The following is a 25,543-nucleotide window of genomic DNA, read 5'->3' as shown; positions in this document are numbered from 1 at the left end:
CACCGGGTCGGGCCACCTCACACCGAAGGGGCAGCGCCATGCCAGTCACCTCGACCGCGCCCGCCGACGACTTCGTCGCGCAGGCCGACTCCTACCGCCGTGAACTGCTCGCGCACTGCTACCGGATGCTCGGCTCGTTGCAGGACGCCGAGGACCTGGTGCAGGAGACCTACCTCAAGGCCTGGCGGTCCTACGACCGCTTCGAAGGCCGCAGTTCGCTGCGCACCTGGCTGTACAAGATCGCGACCACGACCTGCCTGACCGCGCTGGAGAACCGCAAGCGACGCCCGCTGCCCAGCGGCCTGGGCGCCCCGGCCGACGAGGTGCCGCACGAGAAGGTCGTGGAGTCGAACGAGGTGCCGTGGCTGCAGCCGATCCCGGACGGGATGATCACGGGTTCGGCGACCGACCCGGCCTCGATCGTCGGGATGCGGGAGAGCACCCGGCTGGCGTTCATCGCCGCCTTGCAGCACCTGCCCGCGCGCCAGCGCGCGGTGCTGATCTTGCGCGACGTGCTCAGGTGGCGTGCCGCGGAGGTCGCCGAAGCGCTGCGGATCTCGACCGCCGCGGTCAACAGCGTGCTGCAGCGCGCCCGCGCCCAGCTGGCCGACGTGGCGCCTTCGGAGGACGACCGGCCGCTGCCGCTGACCGCCGAGCAGGAACGGCTGCTGGAGCGCTACGTCGCGGCGTTCGAGGCCAAGGACGTGCCGACGATCGTGGAGCTGTTCACCGCCGAGGCCGTGTGGGAGATGCCGCCGTTCGAGCTGTGGGTCAAGGGCGGCGAGCGGATCGGGCAGCTCAACGCCCGGCAGTGCCCGGCGGGGCCGGACGGGCTGCGGCTGCGCAGGACCCGCGCCAACGGGCAGCTCGCCTTCGGCGTCTACCTCCGCGGCGACGACGTGTTCCGCCCTTTCCAGCTGCACGTCCTCGAACTCGGTGAGAGCCGGGTGGAGCACGTGGTGTCGTTCTTCGACGTCGACTTCGCCAAGTTCGGGCTACCAGCGTCCGTGACGGGTTGATCTGTCAAGATCGACGATCTCCCCTAGAGTGGGGCCTGGAGACGTCTGGGGTCTGGTGGCCCCCACGGCCTTCAAAGCCGATGGCGCCGGGCAACTCGGCGCGGCGGGTTCGATTCCCGTCCGTCTCCGCCACAGCTTCCGCCGCCGACCGCGAGGACGAGCACCGATGGGCGACTACCGGCTCACCCAGTACGCGCACGGCGGTGGGTGCGCGTGCAAGATCCCGCCGGGTGAGCTGGAGGGCGTGCTCGGCGGGTTGCTCCCGCACGTCCCCGAGCCGAACGCGAAGCTGCTGGTCGGCCTGGAAACCGGGGACGACGCGGCGGTCGTGTGGTCTCCCGGCGGCCCCGGGATCGTGGCGACGACCGACTTCTTCACGCCCGTCGTCGACGACCCGGTCGACTGGGGGCGGATCGCCGCGGCCAACGCGCTGTCCGATGTGTACGCGATGGGCGGAACTCCGCTGCTGGGAGTGAACCTGCTCGGGTGGCCGCGGGACGTGCTGCCGTTCGAGCTGGCCGGTGAGGTGCTGCGCGGCGGCGCCGAGGTGGCCGCCGTGGCCGGGTGCCACCTGGGTGGCGGGCACAGCGTCGACGACCCGGAACCCAAGTACGGGCTGGCGGTGACCGGCACCGTCGACCCCGACCGGATGCTGCGCAACGACACGGCGGAGCCGGGCTTGCCGCTGTCGTTGTCCAAGCCGCTGGGCATCGGGGTGCTCAACACCCGCCACAAGCAAACCGGTGAGCGGTTCGAGCAAGCGGTGTCGACGATGACGGAGCTCAACCGGGACGCCTCGCGCGCGGCGGTGCTCGCGGGCGCGGTGTGCGCCACCGACGTGACCGGTTTCGGCCTGCTGGGCCACCTGTTCAAGATGATGCGCGCCTCCGGGACGACCGCCGAGCTGGAGGTCTCGGCCGTGCCGGTGCTGGAGGACGCGCGGGAAGCGGTGCGCGACGGCTTCGTCAGCGGCGGCACGCGCCGCAACCTCGACTGGGTGCGCCCGCACCTCGATCCAGGTGGTGCGAGCGCGGACGAGCTGTTCTTGCTGGCCGACGCCCAGACCTCCGGAGGCCTGCTGGTGGTCGGCGAGGTCCCGGGCGCCCCGGTGATCGGCCGCGTGCTGCCCGGCCGGGACGACGACGTCCGGATCGTGCTTCGCTGAGCCGATCGTGAGCTCGGTTGACTGTGGTGCGCGCCGGTCCTAGCTCCGGTTACCGGCTGCGATGGCTCACCCGTGACCACATTTGCCTGCTCCGGGTCATCGCCGCGCCGGTTCCCGCCGCTCCCCCGCCCCGCGACCGCGCGCGCCGCAATCCTGCACCGGTGGCGCGGGTGGACCGAGCCGCCCGATGGCCTACCCGAGCTGATCCGGACCGCCCGCTCCCGGTCCCGTCCCCGCGGGGCAGCTGCTCGCCCTCGGCGACGCCTGGCAGGTCGCTGCGCCAGCAGGAGATGTTGAGGACCGCGATGGGGTCCCGAGACCGCCGACCACGTCGAGGTCGTGCGGCCGTGTGGAACTCCTGTGGGAGGCCGACGCGGAGATCCACGACGTGGCCTTCGACCCGGACACGTTGCACCACATCGACGTCCACGGCCGGTGGTTCCCGGCGTGAAGGGCCCACCGATCACCACTACGAGCTGAGTCCCACACGGCTGCCGCCGCGAGCCGCTCGGAGCCAGCGGCGGTACCGACGCGGTCGGGCCCCACGTCGAACTTCGCGCGAGGTGTGACCTCCGAAGTCCCTGTCGCACTTCGCGCGAAGTTCAAGTCGGAAGTCCCCCCTCGAACTTCGCGCGAAGTGCGATGCTCCCCGCGCCCGCGGGGGTCGGGCCCGGGGCATGGGGCGCGAGGAGCTGGTGCGGCAGCGCTGGTGGGCCGATCAGCTCCGGTACAGGGTTCTCAGCCGCGGCCGATGAAGGGCATGGTGGTGGCGGTGATGGTCATGAACTGGACGTTGGCCGAGAGCGGGAGTCCGGCCATGTAGGTGATGGCGTCGGCGACGTGCTGCGGGTCGAAGGTGGGTTCGGGGCGGACGGAACCGTCGGCCTGGGTGGCGCCGGTGGCGATGCCGGAGGTCATGTCCGTCGCGGCGTTGCCGATGTCGATCTGCCCGCAGGCGATGTCGTGCGTCCGCCCGTCCAGCGAGATCGACTTGGTCAGCCCGGTGATCGCGTGCTTGGTGGCGGTGTAGGCGACGCTGCGCGGCCGGGGCGCGTGCGCCGAGATGGACCCGTTGTTGATGATCCGCCCGCCGCGCGGGTCCTGGTCCTTCATGATCCGGAAGGCGTGGTGGGCGCACAGGAACGATCCGGTGAGGTTGGCTTGCACCACGTCGTCCCAGTCGGCGGGGGACAGTTCGCCGACGTCGCCGGCGGGGCCGAAGGTGCCGGCGTTGTTGACCAGCAGGTCGAGCCTGCCCCACTCCTGCTGGACGGTCGAGAACAGCGACTCCACGGACTCCGGATCACCGACGTCGGTCGGGATCGCGCGAGCCGCGGTGGTGTCTCCGGCGACCTCGGCGAGGGGTTCGGGACGGCGCCCGGCCAGCGCCACCCGGTAGTCCTCGGCCAGCAGTGCGCGGGCGATCACCCGACCCAACCCCGTACCGGCACCTGTCACCACCGCGACTCGCTCGTTGCTCATGGCCACATTGATACCTGATGGCGCGGCTCAGAAGCCCCAGCCACCTCCGTAGCCCCATCGCCAGTCCCACATGGTGACCACCTCCTCGCCGGCACTCGCGATCCACGGCTCGAGACCCCGTCGCCGGGCCGGCCACCGCGTGCTCGCGCCGGTCCGGTGTGGTCGGTGAGGTTCCGGACCGCACCGGCGGATCCCGCCGTCGCGGACGCTACTCGAGGGGGTGCGGCGTCCGTGGCGGTTTCGGTGCTTCGAGCGCAGGAGCGACCTGCCCCCGGCTCGGTTGGTGCTCTCCGACACCGACCTCGATCGAAGTGCGAATTCTTCTCGGATCCGTAGCCTCATCTGCGGGAAGGAGTTCGCCCGCACCATGCGCACTTGCTTACGCACGCTCTCGGCCGCGCTGCTCGCTCTCGCCATCGCGGGCACCACCGGCTGCGAGCCACCACCGGAGCCACCGCCCCAGGGAGGCGGCGTGGCCCCCGCTCAGCAGGGCGGCGGAGCGGCTCCTGATGGTCCGCCGGTGGTCGCGGTCAAGATCGACAACGCGCCCGAGGGCAGGCCGCCGGTCGGTGTCGAGGCCGCCGACCTCGTCTACGTCGAGCCCGTCGAGGGCGGGCTGAGCCGGATCCTGGCGATCTTCTCCACCCACAAGCCCGACGTGGTCGGCCCGGTGCGCAGCGCCCGCGAGACGGATGCCGAGATCCTCCCGCAGTACGGTCGGCCGACCCTGGCCTACTCCGGCGCGGCACCCGAGGTGCTGCCCACGATCGCCGCGGCGCCGTTGACCGACGCCTCCGACAAGAACGTTCCGGGCGCGTACTCGCGCGATGAGGCCCGCCCGTCACCGCACAACCTCTTCGTCAACACCAACCGGCTGCCTCCCGGCCAACCCTGGCCCGGTGACAGCCGTCCGCTCATCGGGGAGGCCTTGCCCGGTGGCGCTCCCACCGAGCGCTACGAGGTGCGCTACCCCGCGGCCTCCGTCGGCTTCTTCTTCAACCACGAGGACCGGCGCTGGATGGTCTCGATGGACGGCGAACCCTACGCTGCCGTCCACAGCGGACGCCTGGGCGTGGCCACGGTGATCATCCAGGAGGTCCGCACGCACGAGTCGGTGGTGCGCGACGCCGCAGGCAACGCGTCACCGGTGGCCGAGACGATCGGCAGCGGACCGGCGCGGGTGCTGCGCGACGGCACGAGCGTGGAGGGCACGTGGAACCGCCCCTCCCCCGAGGCACCGACCACCTACGCCGACCGAGCGGGCAGCCCGATCCCGGTGGCGGCCGGCCAGGTCTGGATCGTCCTCGACCCGAAGTAGCACCCGCCAACCCCGGAGCAGGACGAACGGCTCCGCCACATCCCCGCAACAGCTCCACGAGCTGCCCAGCAATGTGGCGAAGCCGCTGTCTGCAGCTCCACGCGCTGCTCGGAGGTGTGGCGGAGCCGCTGTCTTCACGTCCCCACGTCACACGGGTCCGCTCACGTGGTCGGCGAACCTCGACGCTCGACGCCCGGAGTCCTCCGTCGAAGTTCGCGCGAAATCCGACGGAGGACTTAGCCGGCGCCGTCACGCAGCGGTGTCGTTGCGCCACCTTTGGGACCTGCCGTGACCGTCAGAACTGGTCGATGAGGAGGGCGATGGAGAAGTAGCCGTAGAAGACCACCGCGACGCACATCATGACCAGGCGCCAGCCGCCCAGCCGGATGGAGCGCGGCAGGAACTTGCGGTTGGTGAAGATCAGCAGCATCGAGTACAGGAACATCACCACGCCACCGGCCGACGAGGAGATGAGGATCAGCGCGAGCGGCTGGTCGGTCCCGGACAGCAGGATGGCCGAGCCCGCGATGATCATCACCCAGATCACCGCGAAGTAGATGCGGCTCTCGGTGACCTTCGTGCTGCCGTGGAAGAAGGTGACCTTGACGGTGTCGGCGGTCAACCGGCTGACCCAGTCCATGATCCCGAGCTGGGTGGAGAACAGCGCGATCGCCCCGGCCGTCCAGAAGGCGGTCTTGAACCAGGATCCGAAGTTCTGGCCGAAGATCTCGCCTTGGGCCTTGATGAAGTCGAAGTCGTCGTCCGGCAGCGGGACGCCGAAGACCGTGGCGTAGGCCAGCACGGACATGATCACCAGGGTGCCGCAGCCGAGCAGGAAGAACGTGCCGAACTGCTCGACGTTGGCGACCTTCCACCAGCCCTTCCAGCGGCGCCGGTTCTCCTCGCTGTCGAGGAACATGTGCCCGGTCCCGGCCGCGGCGGCTTCCTGGCCGGTGAACGGGGAGGTCACCCGCGGCATGTACTGCCCCATGCCCATCTGCTTGTCCCGCGCCCAGTTGCTCTGCACCAGGTTGTTGCCGCCACCGGCACCGGCGAAGGCGATCGCGCCCAGCAACGCGGCGACCCCGCCGACCTCCTCCATCGGCGGCAGCTGGCCCACCTTGGCGAAGCTGGCTCCGAAGGCCGCCCAGTCCGACAGGCCGGTGCCCACGAACAGCGCCACCACGAGGAACACCGCGATGCCGCCCACGAGCACCATCTCGACCCGCTCGACCGTCCGGTAGACCACTTTGGACAGGGTGAGGGCGGCGCCGATGGCCACCATGGCCACGATCGCGATGGGAACCGGCGCCCCGGCCCCGGCCACGTAGGTCACGATGGTGGCCGCACCGGTCGCCCAGCCCGGCCACAGGTTCGGGATGATCGCGATGACGGTGATGAGCACGCCCAGCGGCGGCCAGACCCGGGTGAACCCGGTGACCGCGGTTTCGCCGGTGGCCAGCGTGTACCGCTCGATCTCCATGTTGAGGATGTACTGCATGAAGAAGCCGACCACGGCCGCCCACATCAGGACCAGGCCGACCTGGCTGGTGATGTAGGGCCACAGCACGAACTCACCGGAACCGATCGCGGTGGCGGTGAGGATGATGCTGGCGCCGAAAATCTGCCGGAACGTGCGCGGCTCGGGCAGATCGCGGTACTTGGCCGCGGGGAGGAACTTGCTGGGCAGTTCGTGGGCCACGGCCCCTGCCTCCGGTACCTCTCGATCCTGGATGGCCACGTTGCCTCCTGGCGGGAGCGGATAGGGCCGATCAGGTGTAGCAACCCGAACCGTTCATGTGAACCAGCTCACAGATCTGGATCCATCCCGAATGTCCGAAATGAGATCTGTGCGCTGCGAAAACACCCTTTCGAACGCGAGCGCCGGCGGGCTGGGCTCAGGTAAAGTGATCTTTTCTGACACCGTGGCGAAGGGACCCGCAGCGATGCCCAAGTTCTCCTGGCACACCGACCCCGTTCCGGCGGGTCTGGCGGTGCGGCAGGTGTACGGGTTCCTGTTCGTCCCCGACGGGCGGTTGCTGATCCGCCTCGACGGCAGCAAGCACACGCTGCCCGGCGGCCGGCCGGAACCCGGCGAGGTCACCTACTCCGAGATCCTGCGCCGCGAGGCCATGGAGGAGGTCACCGTCGACATCGGCGAGCCGTACTACCTCGGCTACCAGTGCGTCGACGACGGCATCTCCCCCTACGCGCAGGTCCGGATGGCCGCGCTGATCTCGCGCTCGCACCCGCCCGCGCCGGATCCCGACAGCGGTCGCACCTACCGGCGCCTGCTGGTGCACCCCAGCAAGGCCGGCGACCTGCTCGCCTGGGGCGAGACCGGCTACCTGCAGGCCACCGCCGCGGCCGAGGCCGCCGTCGCGGTCCTGGGCCTGTCGGCCGACGACCTCCCACCCTCGGGCGAGCTGTAGGCCTGCTGCGACCCCGCTCCGCCGTGCAGGAAGCGGCCTGAGCGACGGCCCGCTCCGCGCGGCGTCGCGGCGTGCTCGCCACGAGCCACGGGGAAGTTGCGCCGGTCGGGCTCGCACCCGAACGACCGGTTCGCCCCCTCCCGAACCCTCGAAGCGCCTTCAACCAGGCGAAACCCCTCTTGACCGCGCACCCGCGGGTCCCTTATCGTTCGCATACAGCACACTTGTTCACTATGCGCACAACGAGAGGTGGTCGGGGTGGCACGCATCCTGAGCCTTCGCGAAGCCGTCGCGGAGCTGGTCCACGACGGTGACACGGTCGCGCTGGAGGGGTTCACGCATCTCATCCCCGTCGCCGCCGGTCACGAGATCATCCGGCAACGCCGGAAGGACCTGACGCTGGTCCGGATGACGCCGGACATCGTCTACGACCAGATGATCGGCGCGGGATGCGCGCGCAAGCTCATCTTCTCGTGGGGCGGCAACCCCGGTGTGGGCTCGCTGCACCGCTTCCGCGACGCCATCCAGAACTCCTGGCCGGTCCCGCTGGAGATCGAGGAGCACAGCCACGCGGGAATGGCCAACCGCTACGCCGCCGGCGCCTCCGGGCTGCCGTTCGCGGTGCTGCGCGGCTACACCGGTACCGACCTGCCCGGCCAGACCGAGACGATCAAGCCGATCGAGTGCCCCTTCACCGGTGAGCGCCTCACGGCCGTCCCGGCGGTGAACCCGGACGTGGGCATCATCCACGCGCAGCGCGCCGACAAGGCGGGCAACGTGCAGATGTGGGGCATCACCGGCGTGCAGAAGGAGGCGGTGCTGGCCTCGTCCCGGTCGCTGGTGACCGTCGAGGAGGTCGTCGACGAGCTCACGCCGGTGCCCGGTGGAGTCGTGCTGCCGCAGTGGGCGGTCACCGCCGTCGCCGAGGTCCCGGGCGGCGCCCACCCGTCCTACGCCCAGGGCTACTACGAACGCGACAACAGCTACTACCAGGACTGGGACCCGATCGGCCGCGACCGCGAGCGCTTCGAGCAGTGGCTGGCCGCTGAGGTCGACGGTGCCGAGAGGAGCGCGCGATGAGCCTGGAGTTCACCTCCGACGAGATGATGACCGTCGGTGCCGCACGATCGCTGGAGGACGGCGCCAAGTGCTTCGTGGGCATCGGCCTGCCGAGCACGGCGGCCAACCTGGCGCGGCGCACGCACGCGCCGAACCTGGTGCTCATCTACGAATCGGGCACCCTCGGCGCCAAGCCGGACCGGCTGCCGCTGTCCATCGGGGACGGCGTGCTGGCCGACACCGCTGATTCGGTGATCAGCGTGCCGGAGATCTTCAACTACTGGTTGCAACCCGGGCGCATCGACATCGGCTTCCTCGGCGGCGCGCAGGTCGACAAGTTCGGCAACATCAACACCACGGTCATCGGTGGCGACTACCGCAACCCGAAGGTCCGCCTGCCCGGTGCGGGTGGGGCGCCGGAGATCGCGGCCTCGTGCCGCGAGGTGCTGATCGTGATGCGGATGAGCCCGCGCAGCTTCGTCGACACGGTCGACTTCACGACGTCGCTCGGGTACGGCACCGGCCAGGGCCACCGCGAGGAGCTGGGCCTGCGCGGCAAGGGCCCGGTCAAGGTGATCACCGACCTCGGTGTGCTGCGCCCGGACCCCGACACCTGCGAGCTCACCCTCACCGAGCTCAGCCCCGGCTCGACCGTCGAGCAGGCGCGGGAAGCCGCCGGGTGGGAGCTCAAGGTCACCGACGAGCTCACCACGCAGGATCCGCCCAGTGAGAAGGAGCTGGAAGTCCTGCGGGCGCTGAAGGCTACGGTCTGACCCGGACGCCGGTTCCGCCCACTCGCGCGGGCACCGCGGGTCCCCGAGCGGCTCTCCGGTCGCAGCGCCCCAGGAGAGCCACTTCCGGCGCCACCCGCACCGCCCGCACCACGACCGCAGAGCTTGGAAGCACCGAGGGAGCCTTCTGATGACTGTTCATGAGACTCGGTCGGGTCTCATCCTGCCGAAGTACGCGTCCGACGACGCGTCGCACCCGCCGCTGGACTCCGGGGAGTACCGGTCCTCGGCGCTGCGGCACCCGAAGCAGCCGTTGCAGTACCTGCCGCAGCACCTGACCGAGGTCACCGGTCCCCTGCTGGGCCAGGACCGGTGCGGGGAGCTGGACCACGACCTCACCGTCCAGCACGACGGTGAGCCGCTGGGCGAGCGGATCATCGTCAGCGGCAAAGTGCTCGACTCCTCCGGCAAGCCCGTGCCGAACACGCTGGTGGAGATCTGGCAGGCGAACTCGGCAGGCCGCTACCTGCACCAGGGCGACCGCCACCCGGCCCCGCTGGACCCGAACTTCTCCGGCACCGGCCGGTGCATGACCGACTCCGAGGGCAACTACCGGTTCATCACCATCAAGCCCGGCGCCTACCCCTGGCGCAACCACGACAACGCGTGGCGGCCGGCGCACATCCACTTCTCGCTGTTCGGGCAGGCCTTCACCCAGCGCCTGATCACGCAGATGTACTTCCCGGGCGACCCGCTGTTCTACCAGGACCCGATCTTCAACTCGGTGCGCGACGAGAAGGCGCGCGAGCGGATGGTCTCGCGGTTCGACCTGGACTCGACGGTTCCCGAGTGGGCGTTGAGCTACAAGTGGGACATCGTGCTGCGCGGGCCCGAGGCCACGGTGTTCGAGGACGAGGAAGAGGAGGAGGACGACTGATGCGCGCTCCCGCCACCACCCCGTCGCAGACGGTCGGCCCGTTCTACGCGCTGCCGCAGGGCATCCTGTGGGACGACGGGCCGGACGTGGTGCCCGACGACCGCGAGGGCGCGTTCGTGCTGCACGGCGTTCTCCGCGACGGCAACGGCGACCCGGTGCCGGACGGCGTGATCGAGATCTGGCAGGCCGACGAGCAGGGCCGCTTCGACCACCCCGACGACCCGCGCCCGGAGGCCTCCGGCTGGCAGGGCTTCGGCCGGTGCGGCACCGACGGCGAGGGCCGGTTCTGGTTCCGCACGGTCAAACCCGGCCCGCTGCCCACTCCGGACGGTGAGACCGAAGCACCGCACATCGACGTGACCGTGCTGGCGCGCGGCATGCTCAACCGCGTGGTGACCCGGGTGTACTTCCCCGACGAGGCCGCCAACTCCACCGACCCGGTGCTGGCCACCGTGCCGGCCGAGCGCCGCGACACGCTCCTGGGAGTCTCCGACGAGCGCGGGCTGCGGTTCGACATCCGCCTGCAGGGCGATGGCGAGACGGTGTTCTTCGCGGTCTGATGGGATCGCAGGTCCACGCAGGAGAGAGGGAGCCCGGCTTGTTCGGTCCGATGTTCAGCACTCCGGACGCCACCGCGCGCACGAGCGACGGGGCGTGGCTGCAGGCGATGCTGGACTTCGAGTCCGCGCTGGCCGCCGCTCAGGCCGAGGCCGGGATCGTGCCGGTCTCGGCCGCCGAGGCCATCGCCGCGCACTGCCGCGCGGAGCTGTTCGACACCGCGTCGATCGGTGAGCGCGCGGTGTCCTCGGCGACCCCGGTGATCGCGCTGGTGCGGGACCTCACGGCGCTGGTGGGAGAGGACGCCCGGGCGCACGTGCACCGGGGAGCGACCAGCCAGGACGTCGTGGACACCGCTGCGATGCTGGTGGTTCGCGACGTGCTGGAGCTCGTCGTGACCGACCTGCGGGCGGCAGCGCAGGAGTGCGCTCGGCTGGCCGAGGAGCACCGCGGCACCGTGCTGATCGCCCGGTCGTTGCTGCAGCAGGCGCTGCCCACCACGTTCGGGCTGCGCTGCGCGGGATGGCTGACCGCGCTGGACGAGTCGATCGAAGGGCTGACCCGGTTCTCACCCGCGGTCCAGTTCGGCGGCGCGGCGGGAACCCTGGCGTCGCTGGGGACCGGCGGTCCGGAGGTGCTGGCGGGTGTGGCCGAACGGCTCGGGCTGGCCGAACCGGTGCTGCCGTGGCACACCGACCGCACCCGCATCGCCGAGCTGGCCGGAGCGCTGGGTACCGCGTCCGGTGTGCTGGGCAAGATCGCGCTGGACGTGGAGCTGCACGCCCAGACCGAGGTCGGCGAGCTCACCGAAGGTGCACCCGGCGGCTCCTCAGCCATGCCGCACAAGCAGAACCCGGCCACGTCGGTGCTGATCACGGCCGCCACCCAGCGCGTCCCGGGGCTGGTGGCGACACTGCTGGCGGCGATGCCGCAGGCCTACGAGCGGGCGGCCGGGGCGTGGCAGTCCGAGTGGGAACCGCTGACCGAACTGCTGCGGCTCACCGCCGCCGCGGCCCGCCGGACGCGGGAACTGCTGGAGGGCTTGCGGGTCCACCCCGATCGCATGGCCGCCAACCTCGACCTCACCCGCGGTCTGGTGCTCGCCGAGAACGCCGCCGGACGCCTGATGACCGCCCTGGGCCGCACCGAGGCCCAGGATCTCGTCACCGAGCTGTGCCGGCGCACCGTGGAACGCGGCAGCACCTTGCGGGACGAACTGCTCGCCGAGCCGAGGGTGCGCGAGGTGCTGTCCGAACAGGACGTCCTCGACGCCACGTCGGCGAGCGACTACCTGGGCGCCGCCGGTGGTTTCATCGACCGCGCCCTGGCCACGCACACCGGATTGGAGAAGCGGTGAACGTCTACCACGAACTGACCGGTCCCGAGGGGGCTCCGGTCGTGGTGCTGTCCAACTCGCTGGGCACCGACCTGCGCCTGTGGGACGAGCAGGTCCCCGCGCTGGCCGAGCGGTTCCGCGTGCTGCGCTACGACCAGCGCGGCCACGGACGCAGCGAGGCCAAGCCCGGCCCGTACGCGATGCCGGAGCTGGGTGGTGACGTGCTGGAGCTGCTGGACCGCCTGGGCGTTGACAAGGCGCACTTCGCCGGGGTCTCGCTGGGCGGCATGACCGGCATGTGGCTGGCGGAGAACGCGCCCGAGCGCGTCGAGCGGCTGGCGTTGATCTGCACCTCCGCCGACCTGGGCAACACCGCGTGGCTGGAGCGCGCCGAGACGGTGCGGGCCCACGGCATGGACGCGATGGTCGAGCCGTCGTTGCCGCGGTGGTTCACCCCGGCCGCGGCCGCACGCCCCGAGGTCCGGGAGAAGTTCGGGGACATGATCCGCAAGGCCGACCCCGAGGGGTACGCGGGCTGCTGCGAGGCGATCGCCGGCATGGACGTCCTCGACGGCCTGCCCACGATCGCGGCGCCGACGCTGGTGATCGCCGGCGCCGAGGACCCCGCCACTCCCCCGTCGCACGCCGAGCGGATCGCGGCCGGTGTCCCCGGCGCGCGGGTCGAGGTGCTCTCGCCTGCCGCGCACCTGGCCAACGCCGAGCAGGCGGACGAGGTCAACCGCCTGCTGCTGGAGCACTTCGGAGGGGCGGCATGAGCGAGCAGAGCCGCTACGACGCGGGCATGCAGGTGCGGCGCGCGGTGCTCGGCGACGCCCACGTGGACCGCGCCAACGCCCGCAAGACCGACTTCACCGAGGACTTCCAGGACTTCATCACGCGCTACGCGTGGGGTGAGGTGTGGACCGGCGACGGCGCGGACCGTCCGACGCGCAGCATGCTGACGCTGGCGATCCTGGCGGCCACCGGCTGCGAGGACGAGTTCGCGATGCACGTGCGCGCCGCCCGCCGCAACGGCCTGGAGCCGGAGCGGATCAAGGAGGTCCTCATGCACGTGGCGATCTACGCCGGTGTGCCCCGCGCGAACACCGCGTTCGGAATCGCCAATACGATCCTGGCCGAGGAGCAAGCGGAGTAGCTTCCCACCGGGGCCGCGCCGACGAGGGGATCACCGATGGAGTCCGAGTCCGACACCAGCAGCGGGTACGTGCAGTCGCTGGCCCGCGGGCTGATGGTGATCCGCGCGTTCAACGAGGCCAACCCGGAGATGACGCTGTCGGAGGTCGCGCGCGCGACGGACCTGTCGCGCGCGGCGACCCGCCGGTTCCTGCACACCCTGGTCGGGCTGGGCTACGTGTGGACCGACGGCCGGGTGTTCGCGCTGACCCCGCGGGTGCTGGAGCTGGGCTTCGCTTACCTGTCGAGCGTGTCGCTGCCGGAGATCGCCCAGCCCCACCTCGAGCACCTGGTCTCGGAGGTGCACGAGTCGGCGTCGGTGTCGGTGCTGGACGGCACCGACATCGTCTACGTCGCCCGCGTTCCCACCTCGCGGATCATGACGGTGTCGATCAACATCGGCACCCGCTTCCCCGCCTACGCCACCTCGATGGGCCGGGTGCTGCTGGCCGACCTGCCCGAGGACAAGCTGCACGCCCACCTGGACGAGGTCGACCTGACGCCGCTGGGCCCGCACACCATCACCACCCGCGCCGAACTGGTCGAGGAACTGGCACGGATCCGGGAGCAGGGCTACGCGCTGGTGGACCAGGAGTTGGAAGCCGGGCTGCGCTCGATCGCCGCCCCGGTGCGGGACCGCTACGGACGTGTCGTCGCAGCCGCGAACATCTCCTCGCACGCCAGCCGCACCACTCCGGAGATCGCCCGCACCGAGCTGCTCCCCCCGCTGCTGGAGACCACCCGCCGCATCGCAGCCGACCTCGCGGTCTCCCCCCAATCTCGAGCCGTCGTCCGCTGACCCTTGCGCGGGCGAGCGACACCTGCGCGAAATGGTCTTCGTCGCCCTCACGACATTGCGCGCGAAGTGTCGGTCACTGCGCGAAGGACGGGCGTTCTAGCCGGGTTCAGAGGTCGTCGGCCCAGCCGTGGCGGTAGAAGGTCCGGATGTGGCGCTCGGTGAGTTCCTCGGCGGCCTCCGCGTCGCCGTCGCGCAGGGCCTGGTAGATCGCGCGGTGGTCGCGGCGAAGCTCCTCGGCGATGGGGTCCCAGTCGTCACCGAGGTCGTCGAAGGCAGCCAGCAGGGGCCGGCGCATCGACTCGCGGATGGCGATGGTCATGTCCGCGACGAGCCGGTTCCCGCCGGCCTCGGCGATGCGGACGTGGAACTCGGTGTCGAGGTCGTTGAAGCGCGCCCGGTCGCAGTCCGGGGCGTCCATCTCGTCCAGCAGCTCGCCGAGCCTGCGCAGGTCGTCGGGCCGGGCGCGGGAGGCGGCGTGCCGGGCGCTCTCGCGTTCCAGCATGATCCGGGCGCGCACCACGTCGGCCACCGGGAAGTTCGCCAGCGCCACGTGCAGCCGCAGCAGACGGGTCAGCGCCTGGCTGGGCAGCGCGGCAACGGTGGTGCCCGAGTCGGGTCCGGTGCCCACGCCCATCCGCAGCACGCCTTGGGCCTCCAAGGCGCGGAACGCCTCCCGGACCGCGGCGCGGCTGACGCCGAGCATCTTGGCGAGGTCGCGTTCGGCGGGCAGCCGGTCACCCACCTTGAGCGCCCCGGACACGATCTGCTCCTCGACGCGGTCGATGACCAGCTCGTAGGTGCGGGTGCGCGCGACCGGGCGCCAGTCGGCGTCGCCCGCGTCCACGTCGGATCCAAAACCGGTCACTCGGGTCCCCTTTACACGCGCCGTCAGCGATCTCTAGGGTAAGTCTTCGCTGTGGTCAGACCATACAATGGTCCGCATGTCCGGTGTCGTGGCGCACGGTGAGCGAGGATGCTCGCGAAGACCGGACGGAGAGGAAACCGGTGATGCGCGCATGAGGGTGGCACTGTTCGCGACCTGCCTCGGCGACACGCTCTTCCCCGCCGCACCGAAGGCGACGGTGCAGATCTTGGAGCGGCTGGGGTGTTCGGTGGACTTCCCCACCGCCCAGACCTGCTGTGGCCAGGTACACACCAACACCGGCTACCGCAAGCAGGCCACGTCGTCGGTGCGGACGTTCGTCGACGCCTTCGCCGACTACGACGCCGTGGTGGCCCCCTCCGGCTCGTGCGTGGCATCCGTGCGGCACCAGCACGCGCTGGTCGCCGACGGCGACCGCCGGCTCACCCGCGCCGTCGAGCACACCGCGCCGAAGGTCCACGAGCTCGCCGAGTTCCTGGTCGACGTGCTCGGCGTGACCGACGTCGGCGCCTACTTCCCGCACCGGGTCACCTACCACCCCACCTGCCACTCGGCGCGACTGCTGCGGGTCGGCGACCGGCCGCTGCGGCTGCTGCGCGCGGTGCGGGCGCTGGACCTCGCCGAACTGCCCGCCGCCGAGCAGTGCTGCGGGTTCGGCGGCACGTTCGCGCTGAAGAACCCCGACGTGTCGGTGGCGATGGGCGCGGACAAGGCCCGGCACGTCCGCGAGACGGGCGCGGAAGTCCTGTGCGCGGGCGACTCCTCGTGCCTGATGCACATCGGCGGGCTGCTGTCGCGGCAGCGCTCCGGGATCCGCGTGCTGCACCTGGCCGAGATCCTGGCCTCGACCGAAGGAGGAGACCAGCTGTGAGCGCCACTCCCCTGGGCATGCCCTCGTTCCCGACCGCGGCCAAGCGCGAGCTGGCGAACTCGCAGCTGCGGCACAACCTGGCCGGCGCCACGGCCACCATCCGCCGCAAGCGCGCCGGTGTCGTCGGCGAGCTCGACGACTGGGCGGAGCTGCGGGAGGCCGGCGCGGCGATCAAGGCGCACACGCTGTCCAACCTGGACACTTACCTCGAGCGGTTCGAAGCCGCGGTCACCGAGGCCGGCGGCACGGTGCACTGGGCGCGCGACGCCGAGGAGGCCAACCGGATCGTGACCGACCTGGTCCGGGCGACCGGCGAACGGGAGGTCGTCAAGGTCAAGTCGATGGCCACGCAGGAGATCGAGCTCAACGAGGCCTTGGCCGAGGCCGGGATCGACGCGTGGGAAACGGACCTGGCGGAGTTGATCGTCCAGCTGGGACACGACGCGCCGAGCCACATCCTGGTGCCCGCGATCCACCGCAACCGGGCCGAGATCCGGGAGATCTTCCGCCGCGAGATGGGCAAGGTCGGGGCCCCGGCGCCCGAGGACCTCACCGACGACCCCGCACGGCTGGCCGAGGCCGCGCGCCGGCACCTGCGGGAGAAGTTCCTGCGCGCGAAGGTCGCGATCTCGGGTGCGAACTTTGCGGTCTCCGACTCCGGGACGCTGGTGGTCGTGGAGTCCGAGGGCAACGGCCGGATGTGCCTGACGCTGCCGGAAACGCTGATCAGCGTGGTGGGCATCGAGAAGGTCGTGCCGAGCTGGCAGGACCTGGAGGTCTTCCTGCAGCTGCTGCCGCGTTCGAGCACCGGCGAGCGGATGAACCCCTACACCTCGACGTGGACCGGCGTCTCGCCCGGTGACGGTCCGCAGGACTTCCACGTGGTGCTGCTGGACAACGGTCGGACCGGCGCCCTGGCCGACGAGGTCGGGCGGCAGGCGCTGCGCTGCATCCGCTGCTCGGCTTGCCTGAACGTGTGCCCGGTCTACGAGCGCACCGGAGGTCACGCCTACGGCTCGGTCTACCCGGGACCGATCGGCGCGGTGCTCAACCCGCAACTGCGCGGCACGGAGTCCGAGGTGGACAAGTCGCTGCCGTACGCGTCGTCGTTGTGCGGCGCGTGCTACGACGTCTGCCCGGTGGCGATCGACATCCCGGACCTGCTGGTGCACCTGCGAACCCGGGTCGTCGAGGAGCACTCGGGCGTCCGCGACAAGCCGTTGGACGCCTTGATGGGCCTGGCGTCGTGGGTGTTCGGCGACGCCAAGCGGTTGGCCGTGGCGCAGAAGGTCGCGTCGTGGAGCAGGAAGCTCATCGGCCGTCACGGCACGATCGGCCGGTTGCCCGCTCCGCTGTCGCGCTGGACCGACGCGCGGGACGCGCCCGCGCCGGCGGAGGAGTCGTTCCGCTCCTGGTGGGAGCGCACCCGAGGAGGTCAGTCATGAGTTCGGCTCGCGAGGCCGTGCTGGGCCGGGTGCGGGAGGCGTTGCGCGGGACCGAGCGGACCCCGCTGTCGGCGGTCCCGCGCGACTACCGCAGGACGCGTCCGGCGGCGGACCTGGTGGCGTTGTTCTGCGAGACGGTGTCCGACTACCAGGCCACCGTGGACCGCGTGGCGGCCGCTGCCGTGGTGACCAGGCTCGCCGAGGTCGCCCGCTCGGCCGGCGCCCGCAGGCTGCTCATCCCGGAGGGGGCACCACAGGCGTGGTCGCCGGAGTTGGCCGAGGAGTTCGAGCTGGTCGGCCCGGCGGCGGACACGGCGGCGTTGGAGCAGGTCGACGCGGTGATCACCACGGCTGCGGTGGGCATCGCCTCGACCGGCACGATCGTGCTCGACCACGGCCCCGGCCAGGGTCGCCGCGCGGCGACCCTGGTGCCGGACCTGCACCTCTGCGTGGTGGCCGAGGACCAGGTCGCCGACGACGTGCCCGCCGCTCTGTCGCGCTTGGACCCCGCCAGGCCGACGACGTTCATCAGCGGGCCCTCGGCCACCAGCGACATCGAGCTCAACCGCGTCGAGGGCGTGCACGGACCCCGGACCCTCCACGTCCTGGTCACCCCGGCCACCTGATCCGCCCGGCACGCTCGGGACGGGTACATTCGCGCCGAGGCGACCCGCGCCGGCGTGTCCGCTGCCGCGAGCCGTGTGCTGCGCGTGCCCGGGGTGGTGGGATGGCGGGGTCGGGTGGAGCGTCCGTCACGAGGAGGATCTCGGTGCTGGAGGAGTACCTGCGGGGCTGGCGTCCGCGTCCGGTGGTCGAGCACGACGCGATGGCACCGGAGCAGTCGCGAGCGCTGGCCAACGTGCTGGAGACCGCGGCACCGGTGGACGAGCTGCCGCCGCTGTGGCACTGGGTGCACTTCCTGTCCTGGCCGCCGCACTCCGACCTCGGCCCGGACGGGCACCCGCTCGACGGCGACTTCCTGCCTCCGGTGCCGGACCGGCGCCGGATGTTCGCCGGCGGGCGGTTGACCATCCAGGAGCCGCTGCGGCTGGGCACCCCAGCCGAGCGGACCACCGAGCTGGGCGACGTGCAGGTCAAGCAGGGCCGCACGGGCGAGATGGCGTTCGTGACCGAGCGCCGCGAGTTCCACCAGGACGGCAGGCTGCGGATCTCCGAGGAGGTCGACTACGTCTACCGCAGCGGCGAGAACGAGGCGAAGAACCCGAACCGCTTGCGCCCCACGGACTTCCCGAAGTCCCAGGCCGACTGGCAGTGGGGCTTCACCGCCGACCCGGTGCGGTTGTTCCGGTTCAGCGCCCTGACGGCCAACTCCCACCGCATCCACTACGACGAGACCTACTGCCGGGAGGTCGAGGCCTACCCGGGCCTGGTGGTGCACGGTCCGCTGCTGGTGCTGCTGATGACCGAGCTCGCCCGCGAGAACGGCCAGATCACCGACGTGTCCTACCGGCTGCGCCGCCCGGTGTTCTCCGGGGACCCGGTGCTGGTGTGCGGTGGCCCCGACGGGGCGATGTCGGTGCGCTCGGACCAGGTGCACGCCGAGGCGTCGATGCGGTTCGCCGAGCACCGGTAGCATCGGCGCGACCACGTCATCGCAGGTCGGAACACCTCCGACCACAGGAGGAACCGGATGGACTGGGTGCCGACGACCGCGCACTGGGGCGCGTACCAGGCCGCGAGCGACGGCAACGGCGGTGTCCGGGTGCGCCCGCGCGCCGACGACCCGGCGCCGTCGCCTCTGCTCGGCAACGTCCCCGAGATCGCCCGGCACAGCACGCGGGTGCAGCGCCCGGCCGTCCGGCGCGGCTGGTTGAGCGGTGGCCCCGGCCCGTCGTCGCGGCGCGGGAAGGACGAGTTCGTCGAGGTCGACTGGGACACCGCGTTTACCCTGGTGGCCGCGCAGCTGGACAGGGTGCGGCACGAGTCGGGCAACGAGGCGATCTACGGCGGCTCCTACGGCTGGGGCAGCGCGGGCCGGTTCCACCACGCGCAGAGCCAGTTGCACCGGTTCCTCAACACCATCGGCGGCTACACCGCTTCCCGGAACAACTACAGCTTCGGCACCTCGCAGGTGCTGCTGCCGCACGTGGTGGGCAGCTCCGCGGCCGTCCTCGGCTACGCCGACAGCTGGGCGACCGTGCGCGAGCACACCGACCTGATCGTGGCCTTCGGCGGTCTGCCGACCAAGAACTTGTCGATCTCGCCGGGTGGCGTCACCCGGCACACCAGCGCTGCGGCGGCGGCCGACCCCGGGATGGCCGTGGCCTCGATCAGCCCGCTGGCCGACGACGTCCCCGCCGGGGGCCGCTGGTATTCGATCGAGCCGGGCACGGACGTGGCGATGCAGCTGGCCCTGGCGCACACGCTGCTCACCGAGGACCTGCACGACGCCGACTTCCTCGAGCGCTGCTGCACCGGTTTCGACGTGTTCGCCGACTACCTGCTCGGCGCATCCGACGGCGTGCCCAAGACGCCCGAGTGGGCGGCCGGCATCTGCGGTGTCGAGGCTTCCGAGATCCGCGAGCTGGCCCGCAGGATGGCGGCCGGGCGCACGCTGGTGACGGTGACCTGGTCGCTGCAGCGCACCCGGGGCGGCGAGCAACCGGTGTGGGCCGGGATCGCGCTGGCGGCGATGCTCGGGCAGATCGGGTTGCCCGGAGGGGGTTTCGGCCACGGTTACGGTTCGATGGCCGACGTCGGCGACGTAGGCCCGGTGCTGTGGCTGCCGACGCTGCCGCAGGGCAGCAACCCGGTGCGCGCGTTCATCCCGGTCGCGCGGGTCGCCGACATGCTGCTCAACCCTGGCGCCGAGTTCGACTACGACGGGCAGCGGCTGACCTACCCCGACATCCGGCTGGTCCACTGGGCCGGCGGCAACCCCTTCCACCACCACCAGGACCTCAACCGGCTGCGGCGGGCCTTCGCCCGGCCGGAGACCGTGGTGGTGCACGAGACGCACTGGACGGCCACCGCCCGGCACGCCGACGTCGTGCTGCCCGCCACGACGTCCCTGGAGCGCGAGGACCTCGGTGCCGGGCGCCGCGACACCCACCTCACGGCGATGCACCGGGTGCTGGACCCGGTCGGGGAAGCCCGTGACGACTTCAGCATCCTGGCCGGGCTGGCCGAGCGGCTCGGGGTGCGGCAGCGCTTCACCCAGGGGCGCAGCGCCCGCGGGTGGGTGGAGCACCTCTACGACCGGTGGCGGGAGCAGCTGCTCACCCAAGGCCACGACGTGCCCGACTTCGACACCTTCTGGGCGGCCGGCGAGCTGCGGCTCCCGGAGGTGCCCGAGGACCCACCCCTGAAGCGGTTCCGCCGCGACCCCGAGCGGGAGCGGCTGCACACCCCCAGCGGGCGCATCGAGCTGTTCTCGGCGGAGGTCGACTCCTTCGGCTACGACGACTGCCCCGGTCACCCCGCGTGGTTGCCGCAGGAACGCCGCGGCCCGCTGCACCTCATCGCCAACCAGCCGCCGACCCGGTTGCACGGGCAGGGCGACGTGGGAGCGCTCAGCCGGGAGTCCAAGGTCGCCGGACGCGAGCCGATCACGCTGCACCCGGACGACGCCGCCGCGCGCGGGATCACCGAGGGCGCCGTGGTGCGGGTGTTCAACGAGCGAGGCGCGTGCCTGGCCGGAGCTCGTCTCAGCAACCGGGTGCGGCCCGGCGTGGTGGTGCTGCCCACCGGGGCGTGGTTCGACCCGCAACCCGACCCGGAACGTCCCGGCCAGGACCTGTGCGTGCACGGCAACCCGAACGCGCTCACCGAGGACGTGGGCGCCTCACGCCTGTCGCAGGGCTGCGCGGGTCAGCGCAGCCACGTCGACGTGGAGCTGTTCCCCGGGCCGCTGCCCGAGGTGCAGGTGCACGCTCCCCCGCCGCTGCACCCGGCGTGATCACGGGTCATCCCAGCAGCGCCGTGACGGTGACCAGGACCGGCACCGACAGGATCGTGGAGAGCAGGATCGACTCCCGGGCGAGGCGGACGCCGACGTCGTAGCGAGAGGCGTAGACGAAGAGGTTCTGCGCGGCGGGCAGGGCCGAGATGACCACCGCTGCGAACAGCGGAGCACCTTCCATGCCGAACAACCCGGCGCCGATGGCCCAGGCGATGACCGGGTGCGCGAAGGACTTCAGCCCGACCGAGACCAGCACCGGCCACCGTTCGGTGCCGCCCGCGGGCAGTTGCGAGCCGCGCAGCGAGATGCCGAAGGCCAGCAGCACCGTCGGCACGGACAGGTGCCCGAGCAGGGTCAGCGGTTCGGCGACCGGGCCCGGGATGCGCCAGCCGAGCAGCGACAGCGCGACGCCGATCAGCGAGCAGATGACGATCGGGTTCTTCAACGGCGCCAGCACGCGCGACCACGCCGACACCTTCTCACCGGCCTGCGCCACGTCGATCACGGTGAGCCCGCCCGGGGTCATCACGAGCAGCTGGAACAGCATCACCGGCGCCACCAGGCTCGCGTCGCCGAGGACGTAGACGGCGACGGGGATGCCCAGGTTGCCGGCGTTGACGTAGCTCGAGCACAGCGCGCCGATGGTGGTGCGCCGGATGTTCCACCGCCGCCACAGCGCCACCAGCACGAACAGCGCGGCCGCGGCGAACGTGCTCAGCGCGGTGACCAGCAGCGGCGTGGAGAACAGCACGCGCACGTCGGACTCGGAGAGCATCTGCAGCAGCAGAGCGGGGGTGCCGATGTAGAAGGAGGTCTTCGTCAGCACGTCGCGACCGGCGTCGCCGAGGACTTCGGTGCGGCCCAGGAGGTACCCGACCAGAACGATGGCGCCGATGACGCCGAAGCCCTGGATCACACCCGACACGACGCCTCCACCCCTGGCGCGCGCCGTCCACTGTGGAGGCACGCGCGAGCTGTTGCGGTTTCCCCACGCGGTTTTCGGCGCACGTTCGCGGCGGCATCGCCGGGCGCCTACCGTTAGCGATCCTAATCGATCACGGCACCCGCGGGCGCGCTCGAATGGCGACTCTCACACCGCGGGGAGGTCAGCTCTCGTCGCCGGTGACCGCCGGTTCCACCGGGCGCAGGTCGGTGCGGCCCTCGGAGGTGGGAACGCGGCCGGGCAGCTTCACCGCCTCGGTCAGCGGTCCCGGACTCCAGTCGCCCCAGTGCGTCTCGCGGTGCACCCGCATCGCCGCTCCGGCATCGGCGGTGTCGGAGTCGTAGGGGTCGACCACGTAGATCGCGCCCCAGTCGCGGTTCGGCGATCCCTGCAGGTGGGCGGGCAGCTTCCGGACGCTGGCACCGACGTTGAGCCAGCCGAACGGCCCCCCGCCGGCCGGCGCCGACCAGCTCTGGCCCATGTCGCGCATGATGCCGCCACCGGCGACCCGGAAGCGCGGCATCTCGAACACGCCGTCGCGGATCTTCGCCGGTTCCAGGCACGGGTGGACCAGCGCGGCCGGCCACTCCACGAAGGTGGGTTGGCTGCCGATCAGGTCGGTCATGGTGGTCAGCACCGGCACGCGCGGCGCGCTGAAGGCCAGCCAGCCCTCGGGGTCGGCGCGGTGGTCGGCGGCCACGATCCGGACCTTGGTCGCACCGCGCGGCTCGAAGCGCTGGTCCTGCCACGTGCCGCTGTTGAGCGAGAGGTCGCGGTGCCCGGTGACCTCGAACCCGCCCGGCACGTCACGACCCCACTCCACACGCATCGAGTTGGTGTTGGTGGACGAGCCCGCGAACTGCACCACCACGGGCGCGGTGCCCTCGGTGACCTGCGGCGGCAGGTCGTACCAGGGGGTGCGGACCTCGCCGGTGCCCGAAGCGTCGGTGTCGAACGTCCCCCAGACCGGGGCGTCGTCGCCGCCGTAGCCGAACGGCGGGGTGAACTGCGGGTCGGGCGGGAAGCCGAAGCGGTGGAAGCCCTCCAGCTCGTCCTGCAGGTAGTCCGGCGGCTGCGCGCTGTTGCTGGGCACCCGAGGCTGGTTCGGCGACGGGGCGAGCACGCCTCGCCGCGGGTCGGGCTCGACGTTGATGTAGTCCGACAGCCCGCAGCTGCGCCCGGCGATCTGCTTCACGTTGTCCGGGCCGAGGCTGTAGCTGCCGCGCTGCTTCTCGATGCCGACGGTGAACAACCCGACCTCGGCGACCAAGCACAACGCGCAGGTGATGGTCAGCGGCGCGGCACCCAACCGCAGCACCCGCTTGCGTGCGGTCGGGGTGATCACGGGTGGCTCGTCGTGGCGGACGTGCTCGACGAAGGCGACGACCAGGGCGAGGAACCCGAGAGCCAGGAACGCGCTGCTGGCGTGGCGCCCGTCGAGGCTGGGCGCCTTGTCGAACCACGGCACGCCCCAGCCGGAGACGTACCACCACGAGTTGGTGCCGGTGACCGACAGCGCGCACACGACCATCAGGCCGGCGAAGAACCCGGCCCGGTTGCGGCGCGAGCGCAGCACGGCGGCACTGGTGGCCAGCGCGGTGAGCGCGGCCAGCACGGCGCCGATCGCGGCGAACACGCCGAAGTGGTGGGTGTGCTTGGTCGGTGTGGCTGCCAGCACCACGAAGCTCAGCACGGCCAGCCCGAGCATCCGGCGGCTCGGACCCAGGGCGGCACCGCGGATCTTGCCGCGCCGCAGGAACACCACGCCGCTGGCGGCGATGCACAGCAACAGCAGCAGCACCGGGAAGCGCCTGGTCAGGGAGCCGTCAGGCCACTTGTCGAAGAGCTTCTCGTAGCGGCCCAGCTCCTCGTACCAGGAGTCGTTGGGGCCCATCTCGGTCTTGAGGTCGATGGAGTCCATGACCGACTGCCACGTCTGGTCGAAGAACACCCCGACCAGGATGACCAGGCCGGCGGCTCCGATCGGGGCCAGCACCGGCAGCGCACCGTTCGCGCGGATGCGCTGGGACAGCAACCGCAGCAGCGGCTTGGCGCCGACGAGGAACGGCAGCACGGCGACCATGCCGTGCGGGTTCGCGCCCAGGCCCAGCGCGGCGGCCAACAGCCCCAGCGCCGCCGGGGTCAGCCGCTCGGTGGCCACCGCTCGTTCCACGGCGCACACCGCGAGCAGGAAGAACACCACGACGACGGGCTCGGGCCGCAGGCCGTTGTTGTAGGGCAGCCAGAACGCCAGGAAGACCGCGGCGGCGGCCCAACCGGCAGCACTGCTGCGGCGCACCTGCTGGCCGAGCCGCGGCAGCACGCCGCGGCTGAGCAGCAACCAGCTGATGACGCCGAGGAACAGCGCGGGCAGCCGCACCCACGGGGTCGCGGCGGAGACCTGCACCCACACCGCGTAGAACTCGTAGAACCAGCCGAAGGGCGACTCGGGGTTGCCGAACCACCGGAAGTAGTTGGTGACGTAACCGGCGTCCGGAGCGGCGCGCAGCATCGTCAGGATGTAGCCGTCGTCCGCGGTCATCGCGCCGATGAGCCACCACAGCGCCAGCGCGGTGAACACGACGAGGTCGCGCACGCCCAGCCGCCACCAGCCCGACGGGAGCCACCGCACGGGGGCGCGGACCTCCAGCTTGCGCAGCGCGACCATCGAGCCGAGGAAGCAGAGGACGGCCAGCACCATGGCCGCGGTCTTCAGCGCGGTCGGGGTGGTGGCGAAGCGGGTGTCGACGCGGGCTTGCACCTCCAGCCCCCGCACCTCGTCGAGCCCCTCGTCGAGCTGCGAGTAGATGCCGGTGACCTGCGGCCGCTGGTCGCCGCCGACGGCGCCGAGCGGGACCCCCGCGATGTCGGCGCGGGTCTCGGCCGCGTCGGACTTGATGGTGATCGCGCAGTCGCCCGCGGGCAGCGTGGCCTCGCCGAGCTGGTGGCCGCGGGCGAACAGGGTGACCTGACCGCGCTCGACCTGGAGGTTCATCCCGGTCAGGGACCCGTAGGTGCCCGAGGGCGCGTTGGTCGCCAGCAGCTCGGCCGGGCCGTTGGTGCGCGTGTCGAGGCTGCGGGCCGACGCGCAGGGCACGGTGGCGTTGAGCCAGAGGGGCGCGTGGCTGACCAGCGGCGCGGAAACCGACCGGGTTCCCTGGGCGGTCGGCCACGTGAGCGTGGTGACGTCGTGGTTGACCGGCAGCAGCGGCACCGCCACGGCCAGCACCGCCGAGAGCAGACCGAGCACCGCGGCCACGGCGCCCGCCCGTCGCCGCACCGGGTCCCGACGCGTGATCCGCGTCGAACGCTGACTCACGCGCTCGCCACCTAACCTCTCAGGAATGCTCCTCGAAGCTTAAACGGTGACGGTGGACTCGCGGTGGCTGGCAGCACGACTCGCGGGGACGAGCCGTTCGGGACGCGAGCGACCGGCCCTGCAGGCGCTC

At 71.5% G+C, this 25,543-nt stretch carries 22 protein-coding genes and 1 tRNA gene; 18 read left to right on the top strand and 5 right to left on the bottom strand.

The features are described 5' to 3' along the window. The first annotated feature begins 38 nt into the window (after positions 1-38). The 3 genes from EIL87_RS00400 to selD all read left to right on the top strand — a co-directional run bounded on the left by EIL87_RS00400 (position 39) and on the right by selD (position 2,184). The gene (locus EIL87_RS00400; protein ID WP_125088100.1) at positions 39-1,019 is read left to right on the top strand and encodes a sigma-70 family RNA polymerase sigma factor; all 981 of its coding nucleotides are present in this window, start codon (positions 39-41) and stop codon (positions 1,017-1,019) included. Between the two features lie 37 nt (positions 1,020-1,056). Then, positions 1,057-1,151: transfer RNA gene (locus tag EIL87_RS00395), tRNA-Sec, on the top strand. Positions 1,152-1,185: 34 nt separating this feature from the next. Further along, positions 1,186-2,184, top strand: a complete 999-nt coding sequence (selD, locus tag EIL87_RS00390) for a selenide, water dikinase SelD (protein ID WP_125088099.1) — start codon at positions 1,186-1,188, stop codon at positions 2,182-2,184. A gap of 738 nt (positions 2,185-2,922) precedes the next feature. On the opposite strand, the gene EIL87_RS00385 is transcribed toward selD, so the two are convergent. After that, complete coding sequence (locus EIL87_RS00385) at positions 2,923-3,666, bottom strand: SDR family oxidoreductase (protein WP_125088098.1); 744 nt, start codon at positions 3,664-3,666, stop codon at positions 2,923-2,925. Positions 3,667-4,033: 367 nt separating this feature from the next. On the opposite strand from EIL87_RS00385, the gene EIL87_RS00380 reads away from it, so the two are divergent. Further along, the gene (locus EIL87_RS00380) at positions 4,034-4,984 is read left to right on the top strand and encodes a DUF3048 domain-containing protein (protein ID WP_125088097.1); all 951 of its coding nucleotides are present in this window, start codon (positions 4,034-4,036) and stop codon (positions 4,982-4,984) included. 295 nt (positions 4,985-5,279) lie between these two features. Here EIL87_RS00380 and EIL87_RS00375 read toward each other — a convergent pair whose 3' ends face one another. Continuing rightward, positions 5,280-6,725, bottom strand: coding sequence for an Nramp family divalent metal transporter (locus EIL87_RS00375; RefSeq protein ID WP_233575894.1), 1,446 nt, complete (start codon positions 6,723-6,725; stop codon positions 5,280-5,282). A 184-nt stretch (positions 6,726-6,909) separates the two neighbouring features. On the opposite strand from EIL87_RS00375, the gene EIL87_RS00370 reads away from it, so the two are divergent. The 9 genes from EIL87_RS00370 (at position 6,910) to EIL87_RS00330 (ending at position 14,030) form a co-directional block, all read left to right on the top strand. Next, a complete protein-coding gene (locus EIL87_RS00370; protein WP_233575892.1) occupies positions 6,910-7,416 on the top strand; it encodes an NUDIX domain-containing protein in 507 nt (168 codons plus the stop codon). Positions 7,417-7,674: 258 nt separating this feature from the next. After that, positions 7,675-8,496: a CoA transferase subunit A gene (locus tag EIL87_RS00365; protein WP_125088096.1), complete on the top strand. Its 822-nt coding sequence runs from the start codon at positions 7,675-7,677 to the stop codon at positions 8,494-8,496. Then, positions 8,493-9,248 carry a CoA-transferase subunit beta gene (locus EIL87_RS00360; RefSeq protein WP_125088095.1) on the top strand — a complete coding sequence of 252 codons (756 nt, stop codon included), beginning with the start codon at positions 8,493-8,495 and terminating at the stop codon, positions 9,246-9,248. Before EIL87_RS00365 ends, EIL87_RS00360 begins: the two co-directional genes overlap by 4 nt. 148 nt (positions 9,249-9,396) lie before the next feature. Then, positions 9,397-10,143 carry a protocatechuate 3,4-dioxygenase subunit beta gene (pcaH, locus tag EIL87_RS00355; protein WP_125088094.1) on the top strand — a complete coding sequence of 249 codons (747 nt, stop codon included), beginning with the start codon at positions 9,397-9,399 and terminating at the stop codon, positions 10,141-10,143. Next, the gene (gene pcaG, locus EIL87_RS00350; protein ID WP_125088093.1) at positions 10,143-10,703 is read left to right on the top strand and encodes a protocatechuate 3,4-dioxygenase subunit alpha; all 561 of its coding nucleotides are present in this window, start codon (positions 10,143-10,145) and stop codon (positions 10,701-10,703) included. Before pcaH ends, pcaG begins: the two co-directional genes overlap by 1 nt. 38 nt (positions 10,704-10,741) lie before the next feature. Further along, positions 10,742-12,058 carry a 3-carboxy-cis,cis-muconate cycloisomerase gene (pcaB, locus tag EIL87_RS00345; protein WP_125088092.1) on the top strand — a complete coding sequence of 439 codons (1,317 nt, stop codon included), beginning with the start codon at positions 10,742-10,744 and terminating at the stop codon, positions 12,056-12,058. Continuing rightward, positions 12,055-12,813 (top strand): 3-oxoadipate enol-lactonase, encoded by a 759-nt coding sequence (gene pcaD, locus EIL87_RS00340; RefSeq protein ID WP_125088091.1) that lies wholly within the window; start codon positions 12,055-12,057, stop codon positions 12,811-12,813. The genes pcaB and pcaD overlap by 4 nt, the downstream gene beginning before the upstream one ends. Further along, positions 12,810-13,193 carry a 4-carboxymuconolactone decarboxylase gene (gene pcaC / locus EIL87_RS00335; protein ID WP_125088090.1) on the top strand — a complete coding sequence of 128 codons (384 nt, stop codon included), beginning with the start codon at positions 12,810-12,812 and terminating at the stop codon, positions 13,191-13,193. Before pcaD ends, pcaC begins: the two co-directional genes overlap by 4 nt. A 36-nt stretch (positions 13,194-13,229) precedes the next feature. After that, complete coding sequence (locus EIL87_RS00330; RefSeq protein ID WP_125088089.1) at positions 13,230-14,030, top strand: IclR family transcriptional regulator; 801 nt, start codon at positions 13,230-13,232, stop codon at positions 14,028-14,030. 106 nt (positions 14,031-14,136) lie between these two features. Here the strand turns inward: EIL87_RS00330 and EIL87_RS00325 are convergent, their stop codons facing one another. Beyond that, a complete protein-coding gene (locus tag EIL87_RS00325) occupies positions 14,137-14,895 on the bottom strand; it encodes a FadR/GntR family transcriptional regulator (protein ID WP_125088088.1) in 759 nt (252 codons plus the stop codon). 151 nt (positions 14,896-15,046) lie between these two features. On the opposite strand from EIL87_RS00325, the gene EIL87_RS00320 reads away from it, so the two are divergent. From EIL87_RS00320 to EIL87_RS00300, 5 genes are all read left to right on the top strand, one after another. Further along, complete coding sequence (locus EIL87_RS00320) at positions 15,047-15,784, top strand: (Fe-S)-binding protein (RefSeq protein ID WP_125088087.1); 738 nt, start codon at positions 15,047-15,049, stop codon at positions 15,782-15,784. Positions 15,785-15,801: 17 nt separating this feature from the next. Then, complete coding sequence (locus tag EIL87_RS00315) at positions 15,802-17,229, top strand: LutB/LldF family L-lactate oxidation iron-sulfur protein (protein ID WP_125088436.1); 1,428 nt, start codon at positions 15,802-15,804, stop codon at positions 17,227-17,229. Beyond that, positions 17,226-17,855: a LutC/YkgG family protein gene (locus EIL87_RS00310; protein ID WP_125088086.1), complete on the top strand. Its 630-nt coding sequence runs from the start codon at positions 17,226-17,228 to the stop codon at positions 17,853-17,855. The genes EIL87_RS00315 and EIL87_RS00310 overlap by 4 nt, the downstream gene beginning before the upstream one ends. A 143-nt stretch (positions 17,856-17,998) precedes the next feature. After that, positions 17,999-18,823: a hypothetical protein gene (locus EIL87_RS00305; RefSeq protein ID WP_233575890.1), complete on the top strand. Its 825-nt coding sequence runs from the start codon at positions 17,999-18,001 to the stop codon at positions 18,821-18,823. Between the two features lie 57 nt (positions 18,824-18,880). Next, entirely contained in the window at positions 18,881-21,148 is a 2,268-nt protein-coding gene (locus EIL87_RS00300) for a molybdopterin-dependent oxidoreductase (protein WP_125088085.1), read from the top strand. 7 nt (positions 21,149-21,155) lie between these two features. On the opposite strand, the gene EIL87_RS00295 is transcribed toward EIL87_RS00300, so the two are convergent. Continuing rightward, positions 21,156-22,076, bottom strand: coding sequence for an AEC family transporter (locus EIL87_RS00295; RefSeq protein WP_125088084.1), 921 nt, complete (start codon positions 22,074-22,076; stop codon positions 21,156-21,158). Between the two features lie 181 nt (positions 22,077-22,257). Continuing rightward, on the bottom strand, positions 22,258-25,413 hold the full coding sequence (locus tag EIL87_RS00290) for an arabinosyltransferase domain-containing protein (RefSeq protein ID WP_125088083.1): 3,156 nt from the start codon (positions 25,411-25,413) through the stop codon (positions 22,258-22,260). Positions 25,414-25,543: the final 130 nt, after the last annotated feature.

The organism is Saccharopolyspora rhizosphaerae, from assembly GCF_003931915.1.
Lineage (GTDB): Bacteria > Actinomycetota > Actinomycetes > Mycobacteriales > Pseudonocardiaceae > Saccharopolyspora > Saccharopolyspora rhizosphaerae.
The sequence above is the reverse complement of the archived record's forward strand: the minus strand, read 5'-3'. Positions and strand labels throughout refer to the sequence as shown.

Excerpts from the sequence above, each read along its gene's own strand:
- EIL87_RS00360 (WP_125088095.1), top strand. The coding sequence starts at position 8,493 with ATGAGCCTGGAGTTCACCTCCGACGAGATGATGACCGTCGGTGCCGCA.
- EIL87_RS00320 (WP_125088087.1), top strand. The coding sequence starts at position 15,047 with ATGAGGGTGGCACTGTTCGCGACCTGCCTCGGCGACACGCTCTTCCCC.
- pcaG (WP_125088093.1), top strand. The coding sequence starts at position 10,143 with ATGCGCGCTCCCGCCACCACCCCGTCGCAGACGGTCGGCCCGTTCTAC.
- EIL87_RS00385 (WP_125088098.1), bottom strand. The coding sequence starts at position 3,666 with ATGAGCAACGAGCGAGTCGCGGTGGTGACAGGTGCCGGTACGGGGTTG.
- selD (WP_125088099.1), top strand. The coding sequence starts at position 1,186 with ATGGGCGACTACCGGCTCACCCAGTACGCGCACGGCGGTGGGTGCGCG.
- EIL87_RS00400 (WP_125088100.1), top strand. The coding sequence starts at position 39 with ATGCCAGTCACCTCGACCGCGCCCGCCGACGACTTCGTCGCGCAGGCC.
- pcaH (WP_125088094.1), top strand. The coding sequence starts at position 9,397 with ATGACTGTTCATGAGACTCGGTCGGGTCTCATCCTGCCGAAGTACGCG.
- EIL87_RS00315 (WP_125088436.1), top strand. The coding sequence starts at position 15,802 with ATGCCCTCGTTCCCGACCGCGGCCAAGCGCGAGCTGGCGAACTCGCAG.
- EIL87_RS00330 (WP_125088089.1), top strand. The coding sequence starts at position 13,230 with ATGGAGTCCGAGTCCGACACCAGCAGCGGGTACGTGCAGTCGCTGGCC.
- pcaC (WP_125088090.1), top strand. The coding sequence starts at position 12,810 with ATGAGCGAGCAGAGCCGCTACGACGCGGGCATGCAGGTGCGGCGCGCG.
- EIL87_RS00300 (WP_125088085.1), top strand. The coding sequence starts at position 18,881 with ATGGACTGGGTGCCGACGACCGCGCACTGGGGCGCGTACCAGGCCGCG.
- EIL87_RS00310 (WP_125088086.1), top strand. The coding sequence starts at position 17,226 with ATGAGTTCGGCTCGCGAGGCCGTGCTGGGCCGGGTGCGGGAGGCGTTG.
- EIL87_RS00380 (WP_125088097.1), top strand. The coding sequence starts at position 4,034 with ATGCGCACTTGCTTACGCACGCTCTCGGCCGCGCTGCTCGCTCTCGCC.